Source organism: Devosia sp. ZB163 (assembly GCF_028613635.1).
GTDB lineage: Bacteria > Pseudomonadota > Alphaproteobacteria > Rhizobiales > Devosiaceae > Devosia_A.
In genome coordinates, this window is sequence record NZ_JAQRMY010000001.1 from 1,379,155 (window position 1) to 1,393,678 (window position 14,524).

A 14,524-nucleotide genomic window follows, 5' to 3' on the forward strand; every position below is an offset into this window, starting at 1 on the left:
CGCCACCCGCTGCCCATGCCCGGCAGCTTTCGGTCCTTGGTGGAACAGGCATTGTTCCACCGCGCGTTGATAGCGGCTCATCCGGCGAACCGGATCATGCCACGTGTGCTTTGAACCTGAGGCAACACGACTGTCACCCCACCCAACCTCCCCCGCACCAACCACTCGTCATGATCTCGCTTCGGTGCAGCGGACGGGCGGTAGAATCGCACGGGTGCAAGGGCGGGGGGATTACTGGGCCCAGGTCGGCCCGCTAGTAGTACTCGTATCCGGCCACCAGCCGCTTCGGGCTGACCGGATAGACCCGTCCCCGGCCGATCATCGCCACCTCGAGCGTCGGCCAGTGCAGCAGGCCGACGAAGGCCGGGCTGAGGATGTTGAGCGATCCCGTCGCCGCGCCGTAGGCCGGCAGTACCATGATCCGGCCGTCATGGACGAAGCAGGGCCGGCGGACCGAGCGGCCATTCATTGCGAGATGCGCCGCCGGGTGCAGGTGTCCGGCGATCAGGCCGGTGCCCTGCCGTGGCTCATGGGTCAGCGTCAGGCCGGCCCGTTCGAGGACCGGGGTGCAGGTGCCGCCGAGGCTGTGCGGGGAGGGGTCGTGGTTGCCCGAGATCCACGTCCACCGCGCCTTGCCCATCAGCGCGGCGAGGCGCAGCCGGTCGGCATCGAGCAGCGTCGTCGTCCCCTCGTCGCGGTGGAAGCTGTCGCCCAGCGCGATTACTTCCTCGGCCCCGGTCCGCGCGATATCGGCCTCGAGGCGCTTGAGGGTCAGCGCCGTGTCGTAGGGTGGCAGCAGGCTGCCGCGTCGGGCGTAGGAACTGAGCTTTTCGAGATGGAGGTCGGCGACCAGCAGCGCGCGCTCCGCTTCCCACCAGAGGGCGCCGGAGGGCAGCGGTTCGAAAGTGTGGCCGGCGAACGTGAGCAGCACTGGCTCGCCTTCATCGTCTGGTTGGGCGGTGCGCGCCGCCCAGGCTGAAGTCAATTCGCCCGCTTCCTCTGTTCCGGCCCGACGCCCATGGCTTCCGCGATCAGTTCCTCGGCTGCCTCCGCCATGGTGCTTTCGCGCGCTTCGCCCATCACCGGGACCTTTCCGATGTCGAGCATCACCGGTACCGCCAATGGCGAGATTCGGTCGAGCGGCTTGTGGACGATGTGACGCTTGATGCGGGCAAGCATGTGGCCGAGCCGCTCGATATCGAGCAGGCCGCGGGCGGCATCGCGCCGCGTCGCCTGGATCAGGATATGGTCGGGCTCGTGCTGGTAGAGCACGTCGTAGATGATGTCGGAGGAGACCGTGATCTGCCGGCCGGTCTTTTCCTTCTGGCCGGGATGTCGGCGCTCGATCAGCCCGGCGATGATGGCGCAGTTGCGGAAAGTGCGGCGCATCAGCTGGCTCTCGTCGAGCCAGGCCTCGAGGTCGTCGCCCAGCATGTCCTCGTCGAACAACTCGTCGAGCGACAGCCGCCCGGTGCGGATCAGCGCCGAGAAGTCGCCCAGGCCCCAGACCGCGAGGGAATAGTCGGAGGCGACGAAGCCAAGCGGGCGGGCGCGCGCCCGCTCCAGCCGGCGGGTCAGCAGCATGCCGAGCGTCTGGTGCGCGAGACGGCCTTCGAAGGGGTAGCAGACGAGATAGTTCTGCGCACCGCGCGGAAAGGTCTCCACCAGGAGGCTGTCCTGTGCCGGCAGGATCGAGGCCTCCTGCTGCAGGCGCAGCCAGTCGCTCACCTGGTCGGGGAGCAGATGCCACTGGTCCGGGTGCGCCAGCAGCTTTCGCACGCCATCGGCGAGAAAGGTCGAGAGCGGAAACTTGCCGCCCATGTAGGACGGGATCTTGGGTTCCTTCCCCTGCGAGCGGCTGACATAGGCCTCGTTCTCGAACATGCCCTCGAAGGCGACGACCTCCGAGCCGAAGAGGAAAGTGTCGCCACGCGTCAGCGTCGTGAAGAAGTACTCCTCCATCTCGCCCAGCACGCGGCCGAAACGGCCGATGGGGCCAGTGGTGGCACCCTTGGTGAAGCCGCGGCCACGCACCAGCCGGACCTTCACCATCGGCTCCTCGACGATGGTGCCGATGTTCAGCCGGTACTGCTGCGCGATACCGGGATGGGCGATGCGGAACCTGCCGTCCTCCATCTTCCTCAGCTTGGCGTAGCGCTCATAGGCGCGCAGCGCGTAGCCGCCGGTGGCGACGAAATCGACCACGCGCTCGAACTGCTCCCAGCTGAGGTCGCGGTAGGGCCAGGCGCGACGGACCTCTTCGTGGAGTTTCACCGGCTCGATCGGCATGGCGCAGGCGGTGCCGAGCACGTGCTGGGCGAGGACGTCGAGCCCGCCGGAAACGGGGTCCTCGCTGTCCTGCGCGTTGCGCTCCACCGCCTCGAGCGCCGCCTCGCACTCCAGCACCTCGAACCGGTTGGATGGGACGAACAGGGCCTTCGACGGCTCGTCGAGCCGGTGGTTGGCGCGGCCGATGCGCTGCAGCATGCGGCTCGCGCCCTTGGGCGCGCCGATCTGGACGACGAGGTCCACGTCGCCCCAGTCGATGCCCAGATCGAGCGTCGAGGTGCACACCACCGCCCTCAGCTTGCCATCCGACATCGCCGCCTCGACCCTGCGCCGCTGCTCGACGGCCAGCGAGCCGTGATGCATGGCGATGGGCAACATGTCGTCATTGGCCTGCCACAGCTCCTGGAACAGCATCTCGGCCTGGCTGCGGGTGTTGACGAAGAGCAGGGTGGTCTTGTGCTCCCGGATCACCTCGTAGAGCTCCGGGATGGCATAGACAGTCGAATGCCCGGCCCAGGGGATGTGGGCCTCGGACCGCATGATCTCGATATGCGGCTTCGCTCCGCCTTCGCCCATGAGCAGTTGGGCCCTGGCATTCGGCATCGGCGCCGCAATCCAGTCGCGCAGCAGGTCCGGCCGCGCCACCGTGGCGCTGAGCGCGGTGATCCGGATCTTCGGAGCCAGCGTTCCGAGCCGGGCGAGGCCAAGCGACATGAGCTCCCCGCGTTTGTTGGTCACCATGGCGTGGAGTTCGTCGAGCACCACGCGCTTGAGGTTCGCGAACATCTTGTCCGCGTCGCCATGCGAGAGCAGCAGCGCGAGCTGTTCGGGCGTCGTCAGCAGGATCTGCGGTGGGTCGTAGCGCTGACGCTGCCGCTTGTGGGACGGTGTGTCACCGGTTCGCGCCTCGACCTTGATCGGCAGCCCCATCTCGGCAATGGGCGTCATCAGGTTGCGCTGCACGTCCACCGCCAGTGCCTTGAGCGGCGACAGGTAGAGCGTGTGAAGGCCCTTGTGCGGGGTTTCGATGAGGTCGTTCAGCGTTGGCAGGAAGCCGGCAAGCGTCTTGCCCGCGCCGGTAGGGGCAATGAGCAGGGCCGAGTCCCCGGCTTCGGTCGCCTCCAGCACGCTCAGTTGGTGCCGCCGCGGCGCCCAGCCCTTCGACGCAAACCAATCGGTGATCTGGGGGTGAAGGGGCAAGGCACGTTCCCGGTTTGTGCGCATTATGGGGTGGCACTGGCGAGGGAACAAGGCCTTCCTATCGTTGGTTACGACCGCAGGTTGCGAACTTGACGTTCGTCATGGAAGCGGTCTGCAACACGGCATCTATTGCTGAACCGACCCCAAACGCGTCAGGAGCAGTCATGCCGGTGCTCGGTGTAAAACGGCTCGAACACGTCTTCGCCGCGGCGGCGAGCCTCGATGTCGACAAGTCCGACCTGAAGCGTCATGACGAATTCCTGGCGCGCAAGATCGCGGACATGCTGTTGCGCGGCAACGCGATTGCCAACGCCAATGCCCGCGAGGTGATCGAGCCGCAGGATTTGCCGATCACCAAGGGGTTGCAGGAACGCATGCACGAATTTCGCGCCCTCGACGACGCGAATGCCGAGGAGATCCTGGCGCAGAAAGTCGCCATCCCGCCCGGTGACTGGGTGATAAGCGACGACACGATGGCGATGCTGCCCGAAGTCGCCGGCGGGCTGAGCGTGGCGCTGGCAAAGTCGTTCAAGGTAATCGACCCGGACTTGAAGAACCCGCAGACGGAACACTGGGACCGCGCTTTCGAGCTGTTCGATCTGCTCCTCTAGCCCTTGCCTGCAGTCTCAGTGCGACACCGCGCACCGGTTCCTGGGGTCGCCCCCTCCACCGGCTTTGCTGGTCTCCCTCCCCCGTAAACGGGGGACGATCAGCTGTCGCACGGTCTCTGCCGATCCTCTCCTGCGAAGCGGGGGAGGGGGACCGGCGAAGCCGAAGGACCACAAATAACCCGGGCAACCTCTTGATTGGCACCTAACACACCACCCACCTCTCTCGGACCACGAGGGAGGAGATCTCATGCGCCCGACGACCATGCTCGCCGCTGCCGCGGCGGTTGCGCTGTTGCTCGCCGTTCCGGCCTATGCCGAGACCCGCGCCATAGAGCTTCCGGCCTTTACGGCAGTCGACATCTCGTCGGGCATCGATGCGGTGGTGAAGATCGGGCCGACGCAATCCATCGAGGCCGAGGCCTCCGATCCGCGGCTGCTCGACGACCTGCAGGTCAAGGTCGAGGGCCGCACCCTCAAGGCCTATTTCGACTGGAACATCTTCGACCTGCTGAGCTTCGGTTCGGATCGGCGGATAACGCTCCACATTACCGCGCCCGCGCTCGACACCGTCGACGCCAGCGCTGGCTCCGACATCAACGCGACCGGCATTACCGGTGACCGCCTCAGCTTCAACGCCTCGTCCGGCGCCGACATCTCGGCCAGCGGGGTCGTAGCCAAGGCGATCAATCTTCAGGCCTCCTCGGGGGCCGGGCTCGATATCGCCGGCACCTGCGATGTGGCCAAGGCCAATGCCTCCTCGGGCTCCGATCTCGACGCGAGCGATCTGGTCTGCGCCACCGTGGATGCCAACGCCTCATCCGGCTCCGATCTCGAGGTTCATGCCACCGGAGCGGTGAAGGTCAACGCTTCCTCAGGCTCCGACGTCACGGTCAGCGGCAGCCCCTCCGACGTCGAGCAGGAATCGAGCAGCGGCGGCGATATCCAGGTCCACTGAGGGCCTCCCGACGCGGGGTCGCGCCTCGACATGGAATCCGCTACTCCACCTCTCGGAGGAGCCCATGAACGACAATGACCAACAGGTGCTCAGCCTCACGCCTCAGCAGGCGCTAGGCTGGCTGGCCGAACGGACAGGCGCGGTCCTCTCGTCGCAGCAGCGGCGGGTGGCCGTCGGCCTCGCCGGTGGCCCCGGTGTGGGCAAATCGACGCTTGCGACGCAGCTGGTCGAGACCCTCAACGCTGCAGAACCGGGCATCGCTGCCTATGTTCCGATGGACGGCTTCCACATGCTGCACGCCAAGCTCGAAAGCCTCGGCACCGTGGCCGACAAGGGCGCGCCGCACACGTTCGAGGGCGGGGCTTTCGCCGATTTCCTCGAGGGGCTGAAGTCCGCCGATGGACCGGTCAGTGGTCCGGGCTATTCCCGCGAGATCGAGGACGTGGTTCTCGACGCCTTCATCGTGCCGGCGGCCGTGAAGGTGCTGGTCGTCGAGGGCAACTACCTGCTGCTCGCCAACGCGCCCTGGTGGCGGATCAAGCCGCTGCTCGACCTCGCGGTGTTCGTCGACGTGCCGCGCGACAAGGTGCGGGCCCGGCTGATGAAGCGGCATTCCGAGCATGGATTGTTCAGCGAGGAGCGCAACCGCGCGCATGTCGAGCGGGTCGACCTGGGGAACTACGACCTCGTGCGGCGCTCGCGCAGCCGCGCCGACGTGGTCATCGACCTGGTGACCGAGGCCTAGCGGCGGAACACCACGCCGCCCAGCCAGCCGGTGAACAGCGCCAGTGCCACGCACACGATGCCGTAGAGCAGGGGCTGCTGGCGCGCCGCGAGACCGAGGAAGCGCTCGAAGCCGATCTTGCGCACCGAGAAGCCCTCGGACTTTTCGGCGATGATCTCGCCGTTCTTGAACAGGAACGTGTGCGCGAGATAGGGGCCAGGCGGTGCATCCGCCGGCAGCGAGACGCGGGCGTAGTAGAACGTGTCGGAGCGGAAGACGACGCCGGTCTCGTTGAGCCGGTAGAACCCCTTCTCCTCCATGAGCCGGACGAGTTGCGGGGCGAAGGCGAGCATCTCCTGCGTCGCAGCCGTCGGCGTCGCGATCGGCTGCAGGTCGAGCGGGATCTTGTTTTCGGCCAGCGTGATGACATTGGTGATGTCGGCCAGCCGTGCGTCGCTGAGGACCTGGTAGAACGACGGAACGCCGATGAAGTCGGCCTGCGCGGTGTTGAGCCAGATGCCGAACTGGTTGGTCTTGCGCCGCGCCACACGGTTCTGCAGCGGGCCTGTCACCGTGATGATGACGTGGTACGGACCTTCGACGAAGCGCTGCGTGGCACCGACCTCGGGCTCGATCGAGCCGAACAGGGTCAGCGTCTCGCCGGCAAAGCTCGAGGTGATCGACACCTCGTCCTGGCTCACCTGCGTCACCAGCCGCTCGGCCCCGGCGGGGGAGACCGCAAAGACGAGAGCGATCGCGAGGAGCAGCCGCCGCATCAGATCACCCCAGCCGCGCCGAGGACCGCGGTCGAATAGGGGTCGGCGGGGGCGAGCACCAGGCTAACTCCGAAGCGGATCGCCACGGCCAGCACCAGCACTGCCAGCAGTGCCCTGAGCTGTTCGCCGCGCAGGTACTTGCCCGCCGAGGCGCCGAACTGGGCTCCGACCGTGCCACCTACCATCAGGCAGAAGGCGAGAAGGATATCGACGCTCTGGCTCTGCACGGCGTGGAGGATCGTCGTCGCCGCCATCATCGCCACCACCTGCAGCAGCGAGGTGCCGATCACCATGGTGCCGGGCATGCGCAGGATGTAGACGAGCGCCGGCACGAGGATGAAGCCGCCGCCGATGCCGAGCAGCGAGCCGACAAAGCCGATGGCAACGCCCAGCGCGAGGACCGGGATTACCGAGATGTAGAGGCGGGACTTCTTGAAGCGCACGCGCCAGGGCAGGCCGTGGAACCAGTTGTGCTGGTTGGGCAGCTTCTCGCGCACCACGATGCCGGCCCGCCGCTTCATGATGGCGCGGGCGGACTCGACCAGCATCAGCGAGCCGACGAAGCCGAGCAGGATCAGGAAGCCGAGCGAGATGACGAGATCGAGCTGTCCCGCGGCGCGCAGGACCTGGAAGGTCGCGACACCGCCGAAAGCGCCGAGGACGCCCGATAGCACCAGGTAGAGCGACATGTGCAGGTCGATCTGCCCGCGCCGGTAGTAGCTGAGCGCGCCGGAGGTCGAGGCGGCCACGACCTGGCCTGTCACCGAAGCGACGGCGACCGAGGCAGGGACGCCCGAGAAGATGAGCAGGGGGGTTAGCAGGAAGCCGCCGCCGACACCGAACAGGCCCGACAGGAACCCGACGGCGCCCCCGATCCCCACAAGGAAGAACAGGTTCATCGAGAGTTCGGCGATCGGCAGATAAACCTGCACGTGAGGCGTCCGGTGGGGCTAGGGCATTCCCGGGCTCTAGCCTGCCCGAGCGACGGAAATGCGACGAATTCGCGAAATGCTTCTAAGCCCTAGCAGCAAAGTACGAAGGCAAGGTTAGCCTACCCGATGGGTCGGGATTCCCTCGTCTCCTCCGCCTTGCTTCCCCCCGATGGGAGCGGCGGAGGGTGGGTTGAGCCCACCCTCGCATGATCTGTCCCTAGACGGGCTGGCTGCCCAGCACGGCGAGCAGCCGCGGGTTGATCTCACCCTTTTCGCTCATGCCGGTTGCGCGCTCGAAGCTCTTGATCGCTTCGGTGGTCTTGGCGCCGGCGACGCCATCGGGCGTGCCGATGTCGTAGCCGAGCAGGGCAAGCACCTTCTGCACGCCCATCACCACCTTGGTGTTCGCGATCGGCGCACCGGGATCGAAGGCCTGGCTCCAGGTCCCGATCGGCGCAAAGTTGGCGACGAGGTCGATCTGCTGCGGCTTGAACGCTTCGACGTCGGCGATGAGCTTCTGCACTGTGGCGGCATCGAGCGAGGCCGCGATGTCGTCACGGGCCTTGACGGCGTCCTTGTCGCCGCGATCGGCAGCGAGCGAGAACCACTTGTAGGAGGCAGGGAGATCCTGCTTCACGCCCAGCCCGCGCGCATAAAGCATGCCCAGGTTGAACTGGCTGTCCTTCATGCCGCGGACCGCCGCTTCCTCGAACCATTTTGCCGCCGCATCGAACTGCTGCTGGCCCAACCCGCCACCGGCATAGAGCGCCGCGAGGTTGTGCATGGCCATGCGGTTGCCCGCCTCGGCCGCGCGCTGGTACCAGAGCCGCGCCTGCGCGAGGTCCTTCTCCACGCCACGCCCGTTCTCGTAGAGATTGCCGAGCCGGTACTGGGCCGGGGCAAAGCCCTGGCCGGCGGCACGCTCGTACCAGATGGCGGCGGCCTCGAGGTCCTCGGGCACCGCCCGTCCCTCGGTGTAGATCGCCGCAACCTCGAACTGGGCCCGCGCATCGCCATTGGCCGCCGCATCGAGCAGCTGGTCGGGGCCGATTTCCCGGGGCGGACGATCGACCTTGACCGGGCCCTCGAGGCTTTCGACCAGCGGCTCCACCCCGTCGCTGAGCTTCGCCACATCGATCGTGTCGGCCGCGGCGAGCGCACTGGCAGCCTCGAAGGCCTGTGGCATCCTGGGTGCAGGATCTGCGGGAACGAACTTCTGTGCCGTACCGCCGTCGATCGACGCGGTGGTGAGGGTATCGAGCACGACGCGCGGCTCGGCCTTGGGCTGGATCGCGGAGCCCTGCGCTGACAATGGCACCGGCTCGAGCGAGGCATCGCCGACGGTCTGGGCCTGCACGGCCGGCGCCGCGGGCTCCTCGGGCTTCATCCGCTGGTTGATGAGGTTGATCGTGAGGCACGCGATGGCCACCACGCTCGCGGCGAGCAGGATCGGCTGCTTGTGCCGCAGCAGGAAGCTTTGCGCCTTGGCTGCGCCCTCGGCAACCGGGCTCGTTTCCTCCGCACCCAGGGCGACGCGGCTCGGCTCGGGGGCGACAGGCAGCACGCGCGGCGCCGGCTCGTCCGACTTCCACTCGCTGGGCGGATCCTTGTCACCGGCGAGCTGGCGCGGGGTCCGCGGCTTCAGGAAGGGAATGTTCAAGGCCTTCCGCGGCTGGGCGGCAGGCTTCTCCTTCTTGGGCACCTCGGCCTTGATCTCACTGGCTTTGGGCTCGGCGAGCTTGCGCTTCGGCTTCTCCAGCGACGGCTTCACCGGCATCGACACGGCCGGAGCCGCCGGAGTGTCGTTGGCCCCGCTCGCCTGGAAGCGCGAGAAGGCGCGGCTGATGAGCGAGCCATTGTCGGCCACGGTCGGCAGCGACTTGTTCGTTGCCGCCAGCCGGGCGGCCCGGCGGTGCGCTTCGATGAAGGTGTTGCGGCTCGGCAGCGGTTCGACCGCCAGATCGGCATCGCGCCCGGAAGCGGGGCCAAACACTTCCTCCTCGGGCAGGTCGAGGGTGGATTTGGGCTGCGGCGGGCGCTCGGCGAGGTTGGGGTCGAAGGCCGCCTTCGCTGGCGGCTCTTCGCCGGGCTGCGGTGCTGACCTGTGTCGCGGCCCGTTCTTGGCCTCGAGTGCCGCTCGCAGGGGATTGGGGTCGCCGAAGGGCTTGTCGACCAGCGGAGCATCCACGCTCGGATCGGCCGGCATGATGTCTTCGGGCTCCACCGGCCGCGCGGAGATCACCGGCTCGTCGGCCAGTACCTCGACCAGCGCCGCCACGGGCGAGGCTTTCGGCGCCGGCGTCGGCTTGACCTCGAGCCTGGTCTCCACCGGCGGCCTCGCGGGCGGAATCTGCGGTTGCACGGCCATGGCGGGCTCGGGCTTCTTCTCCAGCGAGACCTCGAGCCGCTTCAGCCGCTCGTTGACCTCGCGGATGGTGGCTTCGAGCACCACCGTGTCGTCGGCCGGCTTCTCCTTGGCGGCGGCCTGGATCACCTTGCCGAGGCGCTTCTCGATCTCGGCATAGCCGGCCTCGTCGAGGCGGCCGGCTGCGGGCGTGTCGGCCTGCTTCAGCGCCGCCGAGGTGCGGGTCGCGACCATCTCGGCCAGCTTGTCGAAGTCGGGCAGGGCGACTTCGGGGGGAGCGCTGTAGAGCTTGGCGAGACCGGTGAGCTGCTCGCCCGTCTGATCCATGCGCGCCACCAGCTGGCGCACTTGCGCCTCGAGCTGGCCGAGGCTCAACTCGGTCGGCTTCTGCTCGGCCACGCGGTCGCTGAGCGCCCCGATCTTCTCCTCGATGGTGGAGAAGCGCGTGTCGAGCGCCGTGGTAACGGTCTGCTTGAGCGCCTCCATGTCGAGCTTGAGGCCGCCGATTTCCGTGCCCCGGCCCTCGATGTCGGAGATGCGGTCGTTCAGTGCGTCGATGAGCTCGATCAGCCCCTGCGGCTGCTGCGGCGACTTGATCGCCTGCGCCACCTTGCCCAGCTCGACAATGACGGTCTCGAGCTCGGCCGGCGGCATCGCCATGGTCCGCTCGATCGTATCGATCCGGTCGTAGATGTTGCGGACGCCGTCCTCGATCGCCTTCATGGCGTCGGTGAGCCCGTCTCTTGGGGCCTCGACCCTGTTGGCGAACTGTACCTGCAGGTCGGCGAGGCGGCCGACCGTCGCCGTCACGTCGTCGAGCCGCTCGTTGAGGGAATCGACGTCGACCTTCGGGCCATCGGCGATGAGCCTGGCGAGGCTCGCGATGTGCGTTTCGAGCCGCTTGACCTGTCCGGCCTCGCCCACGGCGCCGGCCAGCAGCTCGACCACCTGGCTCAGCTGACCGACCTGCTCGGCGATCTCGCGCACATTGGCGGTCTGCCCCTTGGCCGTCGTCTTGAGCTCGCCCTCGAGCCGCTCCAGCCGGCTGGAGATGCCGCCGACGGCAGTAGCAAGTTCACCGAAACGCGGAGCTTCGGGCTCGACCGCGACGGAATGGCGGGGCGCCGCCCGCTCTGGTGCAGGAGCAGGAGCCGAAGGGAAGTGCCGGGCGCGAATCTGCTGGATCGCCACCTCGAGCGAGTCGCGCGGGTTGGCCGCCATCACCGGCTCGGGCCGGTCGCTGAACTTGTCGATCGCCCGCTGTACGGACTTGAGCGCCTCGCGGTGCCTCGTATCGGGCTCGGCGGCCGTCACCTGGTGCCTGAGGTCCCGCATCTGTTCGGCAAGGCCGTCATAAGCCCGCTCCGGCCGCGCCGTGCGGGCGACCTGGGTCTCCACCTGGTTGAGCAGGGCCACCAGTTCGCCCCTGAGCTCCTGCCACTCGCCGGAGCTAGACTGGCCGTAGTCCTCGGGTTGATAGGGGGATGTCGCACGGGCCATCGGTCGATCCAAGCACCTGGAGCGGGGTGTCGTGTAGCCTTCTCGGGGCCACTAGCATTCCAGTTACTCTTGGGAAAACATGGTAAAGATCGCGTTAAGCCGCGCTCGCATTTTGCGAATCGGGAATCAGACGCCCCACGCCACCTTAAGTGGGATACAAAAGAAGCGTCCGACTTGATAGCTACGGGCGACCTGGAGACTGCCCCCATGAGCAAGCGTCGCATCATCATCGTCGACGACCATCCGCTGTTCCGCTCGGCCCTGCGCCAAACCCTGGCCGGCGGCGATCCGTCCATTGCGGTGGAAGAGGCAGGGGACCTGAACGAACTCAGCGCCGCGCTCGAGGCCGATCGCGACTGCGATCTCGTCCTTCTCGACCTCAACATGCCCGGCACGCGCGGCTTCTCGGGCCTGCTGCTGCTGCGCGCCCAGTACCCCGAAGTGCCGGTGATGATCGTGTCGGCTGTCGAGGACAGCGGCACGATCCGTCGCGCCTTCGAGCTCGGAGCCTCGGGCTACCTTCACAAGTCGGTCGGTTCGGCCGACATCCGCCGCGCCATCGAAACCGTGCTCTCGGGCGAGGTCTATGTGCCGGAGGGCATGGAGTTCCCCGCCGAGGATTCCCAGTCCCAGTTGATGCGTCGCCTCGCGACGCTCACCCCGCAGCAGGTCCGCGTGCTGATGATGCTGTCGGACGGGCTCATGAACAAGCAGATCGCCTACGAGCTCTCGATCTCGGAAGCGACCGTGAAGGCCCACGTCTCGGCGATCCTGCAGAAGCTCGACGTCGACAGCCGCACCCAGGCGGTGATCGCGGCCTCCAAGATCGAGGAAGGCCAGTTCGGCGAACTGCTGAGCGGGAACTGACGCCCTAGCCCTCGACCACCTTCCGCCCGCGCTGACCGGCGAGCTGGCTGATCGAAGCGCGAAGCGCTGCCGGCTTCACCGGCTTGGTCACCACGGTGATGCCGCGTTCCTCGGCCAGTGCACGCACGGCCGGAGTGCGGTCGGCCGTCACCAGCGCGGCAGGCAGATGGCCGCCCACGTTGTGGCGCAGCCACTCGATGGCATCGAGCCCCGAGGTCTGGTCGAGGTGGTAGTCCATCAGCACGAGGTCGGGCAGCCAGCCGAGCAGCAGCCCGTCCTTGTCGATGTCCTTGAGCGAGCGGGCCGAGCGGACGTCGCAGCCCCAGCCGCCAAGCAACCCCTCCATCGCATCGAGGATGGCGCGTTCGTTGTCGACGCACAGGATGCGCAGTCCCGCGAGGTTCGAAGCCGGCTCGCGCGGCGGAGGCGGCTCCAGCGGCACCTTCATCGAGCGGTGATAGGGCATGAACAGCGAGAACCGCGAGCCGCGGCCTTCCTTGCTCTCGAGCTCCATCGTCAGCCCCAGCGCCGAAACCAGCCGCTTGACGATCGACAGGCCGAGGCCGAGGCCCTGCGCCATGCGTGCACCGTGCTCGAGCCGGCTGAACTCGGCGAAGATCAGCGCGTGCTGGTCCTTGTTGAAGCCGATCCCGGTATCGATCACGTCGAACCGTACGCGCGTGCCGCGCAGCCGCGCGCCCACCAGCACCCGCCCGCCCGGCTTGGTATACTTGATGGCGTTCGAGACGAGGTTCTGGATGATACGTGCTACCAGCGCCCGATCACCGATCGCCGAGAGCGAGGTGTCGACCAGCCGGAGCGAGATCTCCTTCTTGAGCGCCAGCGGCGCGAACTCCACGTCGACCTTCTTGAGGAGGTCGCGCACCTGGAACGGCACCGAGGCCGGCTTCACCGCGCCCGCATCGATGCGCGAGATGTCGAGCAGGGCCGACATGATCTCCTCGACCGCGCTCAGCGAGGCCTCGATCGAATGAGCCAACTCGTCGAGCCCGGTCCCTCCGGCCCGCTCGACCAGCGTCGAGGTATAGAGCCGGGCCGCATTGAGTGGCTGCAGCAGGTCGTGGCTGGCGGCCGCGAAGAAGCGCGTCTTGTCGCGATTGGCGGCGTCGGCCTTGGCGCGCGCGGCCTCGAGTTCGGCATTCACCTGGATCAGCGCCGCCGTGCGCTCCTCGACGCGTCCCTCGAGCGTCTGGTTGATCGTCGCGAGCTCGGTCTCCGCCTCCACTCGCGCCGTCACGTCGGCAAAGCTGATGACGAGGCCGCCGTCTGGCAGGCGGGCGGAATGGAACTCCAGCACCTGGCCTTTGGCGCCCAGCCGCTGGCTGACCGTCGCATGCGACTGCGTCAGCTCCTGCACGCGCTGGACGGCGAGGTTGATGGCGTCGCCGGACCCGAAATCGCCCCGGCGCGCGACATGGAGCGCAAGATCGTAGAGCGCCGTGCCGGGCCGTATCAGCTCGGCCGGCACGTCGAGCAGTTCAGCATAGCGGGAATTGGACGTGACGATCCGCAGGTCACGGTCGAACACCGCCACCCCCTGCGGAATGAAATCGATCGCCTGTCGCAGCGCATCCCACGCGTCTGTCGGTATTCCGTCCAGCGTCTCAACCATCTCAGTTTCTTGCCCGGGCGAATATCTGCCTCGCCCGGGGCGGCGGCAAGGCCGCACAAAGTCGTGGGCACCGGTTCTATCGGCGCGATGTGAGTTGCTTTTACCGGCCCAAGGGCGAAAAGCTCAATGCAGGGCGCGGCTTGGCAGTTCGCCGCAGCGGGAACGAGAACCGGCGCCAGCAGACAAAGGGTAGAATCATGCCAGTGTTGAAAGAATTCCGGGACTTCGCGCTCAAGGGCAACGTCGTCGATCTCGCCATCGGCGTCATCATCGGCGCCGCCTTCGGCGCCATCGTGTCGTCCATCGTCGACGACCTGTTCATGCCGCTGATCGGGCTCGCGCTGTCCGGCCTCGATTTCTCGAACCTCTTCATTGTTCTCAACAACCCCGGCAACGTGCCCGTGCCGTCTGTCGCGGCAGCCAAGGCCGCTGGCGTCCCGACGTTCAACTACGGCCTGTTCATCAATGCCGTGGTGAAGTTCACCATCATCGCCTTCGTGCTGTTCCTCGTGGTCAAGGCCATCAACCGTCTGCGCCGCCAGGAAGCGGCCGCACCCGCCACGCCGCCCGCTCCGACGGCCGAGGAAAAGCTCCTCGTGGAGATCCGCGACGCCATCAAGGCGCAGGCGAAGTAAGGCCACGCGACTCCAGCCTGCCGGCCTCCTTGGTCCC

11 protein-coding genes are annotated in these 14,524 nt (G+C 67.2%); 5 read left to right on the forward strand and 6 right to left on the reverse strand.

Annotated elements, in window-relative coordinates:
- Positions 1-253 precede the first annotated feature (253 nt).
- Positions 254-985 carry a ligase-associated DNA damage response endonuclease PdeM gene (gene pdeM / locus PRN20_RS06995; RefSeq protein WP_273956517.1) on the reverse strand — a complete coding sequence of 244 codons (732 nt, stop codon included), beginning with the start codon at positions 983-985 and terminating at the stop codon, positions 254-256.
- On the reverse strand, positions 982-3,516 hold the full coding sequence (locus PRN20_RS07000; RefSeq protein WP_443112543.1) for a ligase-associated DNA damage response DEXH box helicase: 2,535 nt from the start codon (positions 3,514-3,516) through the stop codon (positions 982-984). The genes pdeM and PRN20_RS07000 overlap by 4 nt, the downstream gene beginning before the upstream one ends.
- Positions 3,517-3,653: 137 nt before the next feature.
- On the opposite strand from PRN20_RS07000, the gene PRN20_RS07005 reads away from it, so the two are divergent.
- From PRN20_RS07005 to PRN20_RS07015, 3 genes are all read left to right on the forward strand, one after another.
- Positions 3,654-4,100 (forward strand): DUF1931 family protein, encoded by a 447-nt coding sequence (locus tag PRN20_RS07005; RefSeq protein WP_273956519.1) that lies wholly within the window; start codon positions 3,654-3,656, stop codon positions 4,098-4,100.
- 247 nt (positions 4,101-4,347) lie between these two features.
- Positions 4,348-5,055, forward strand: a complete 708-nt coding sequence (locus PRN20_RS07010; RefSeq protein ID WP_273956520.1) for a head GIN domain-containing protein — start codon at positions 4,348-4,350, stop codon at positions 5,053-5,055.
- A 64-nt stretch (positions 5,056-5,119) separates the two neighbouring features.
- Positions 5,120-5,800, forward strand: coding sequence for a nucleoside/nucleotide kinase family protein (locus PRN20_RS07015; protein ID WP_273956521.1), 681 nt, complete (start codon positions 5,120-5,122; stop codon positions 5,798-5,800).
- Here PRN20_RS07015 and PRN20_RS07020 read toward each other — a convergent pair.
- From PRN20_RS07020 to PRN20_RS07030, 3 genes are all read right to left on the reverse strand, one after another.
- Entirely contained in the window at positions 5,797-6,555 is a 759-nt protein-coding gene (locus tag PRN20_RS07020; RefSeq protein WP_273956522.1) for a TIGR02186 family protein, read from the reverse strand. The genes PRN20_RS07015 and PRN20_RS07020 overlap by 4 nt on opposite strands.
- Positions 6,555-7,487, reverse strand: coding sequence for a sulfite exporter TauE/SafE family protein (locus tag PRN20_RS07025; RefSeq protein WP_273956523.1), 933 nt, complete (start codon positions 7,485-7,487; stop codon positions 6,555-6,557). The genes PRN20_RS07020 and PRN20_RS07025 overlap by 1 nt, the downstream gene beginning before the upstream one ends.
- 217 nt (positions 7,488-7,704) lie before the next feature.
- Positions 7,705-11,352 carry a peptidoglycan-binding protein gene (locus PRN20_RS07030; protein ID WP_273956524.1) on the reverse strand — a complete coding sequence of 1,216 codons (3,648 nt, stop codon included), beginning with the start codon at positions 11,350-11,352 and terminating at the stop codon, positions 7,705-7,707.
- Between the two features lie 207 nt (positions 11,353-11,559).
- Here PRN20_RS07030 and PRN20_RS07035 point away from each other — a divergent pair, with 207 nt between their 5' ends.
- Complete coding sequence (locus tag PRN20_RS07035; protein WP_273956525.1) at positions 11,560-12,219, forward strand: response regulator; 660 nt, start codon at positions 11,560-11,562, stop codon at positions 12,217-12,219.
- 4 nt (positions 12,220-12,223) lie between these two features.
- Here the strand turns inward: PRN20_RS07035 and PRN20_RS07040 are convergent, their stop codons facing one another.
- The gene (locus PRN20_RS07040) at positions 12,224-13,852 is read right to left on the reverse strand and encodes a hybrid sensor histidine kinase/response regulator (RefSeq protein WP_273956526.1); all 1,629 of its coding nucleotides are present in this window, start codon (positions 13,850-13,852) and stop codon (positions 12,224-12,226) included.
- Between the two features lie 197 nt (positions 13,853-14,049).
- Between PRN20_RS07040 and mscL the strand changes: the two genes are divergently transcribed.
- Positions 14,050-14,487: a large conductance mechanosensitive channel protein MscL gene (gene mscL / locus PRN20_RS07045; RefSeq protein WP_273956527.1), complete on the forward strand. Its 438-nt coding sequence runs from the start codon at positions 14,050-14,052 to the stop codon at positions 14,485-14,487.
- Positions 14,488-14,524: the final 37 nt, after the last annotated feature.

Coding starts and splice junctions, on each gene's coding strand:
- PRN20_RS07005 (WP_273956519.1), top strand. CDS start 3,654: ATGCCGGTGCTCGGTGTAAAACGGCTCGAACACGTCTTCGCCGCGGCG.
- PRN20_RS07010 (WP_273956520.1), top strand. CDS start 4,348: ATGCGCCCGACGACCATGCTCGCCGCTGCCGCGGCGGTTGCGCTGTTG.
- PRN20_RS07015 (WP_273956521.1), top strand. CDS start 5,120: ATGAACGACAATGACCAACAGGTGCTCAGCCTCACGCCTCAGCAGGCG.
- PRN20_RS07020 (WP_273956522.1), bottom strand. CDS start 6,555: ATGCGGCGGCTGCTCCTCGCGATCGCTCTCGTCTTTGCGGTCTCCCCC.
- PRN20_RS07030 (WP_273956524.1), bottom strand. CDS start 11,352: ATGGCCCGTGCGACATCCCCCTATCAACCCGAGGACTACGGCCAGTCT.
- PRN20_RS07035 (WP_273956525.1), top strand. CDS start 11,560: ATGAGCAAGCGTCGCATCATCATCGTCGACGACCATCCGCTGTTCCGC.
- PRN20_RS07040 (WP_273956526.1), bottom strand. CDS start 13,852: ATGGTTGAGACGCTGGACGGAATACCGACAGACGCGTGGGATGCGCTG.
- mscL (WP_273956527.1), top strand. CDS start 14,050: ATGCCAGTGTTGAAAGAATTCCGGGACTTCGCGCTCAAGGGCAACGTC.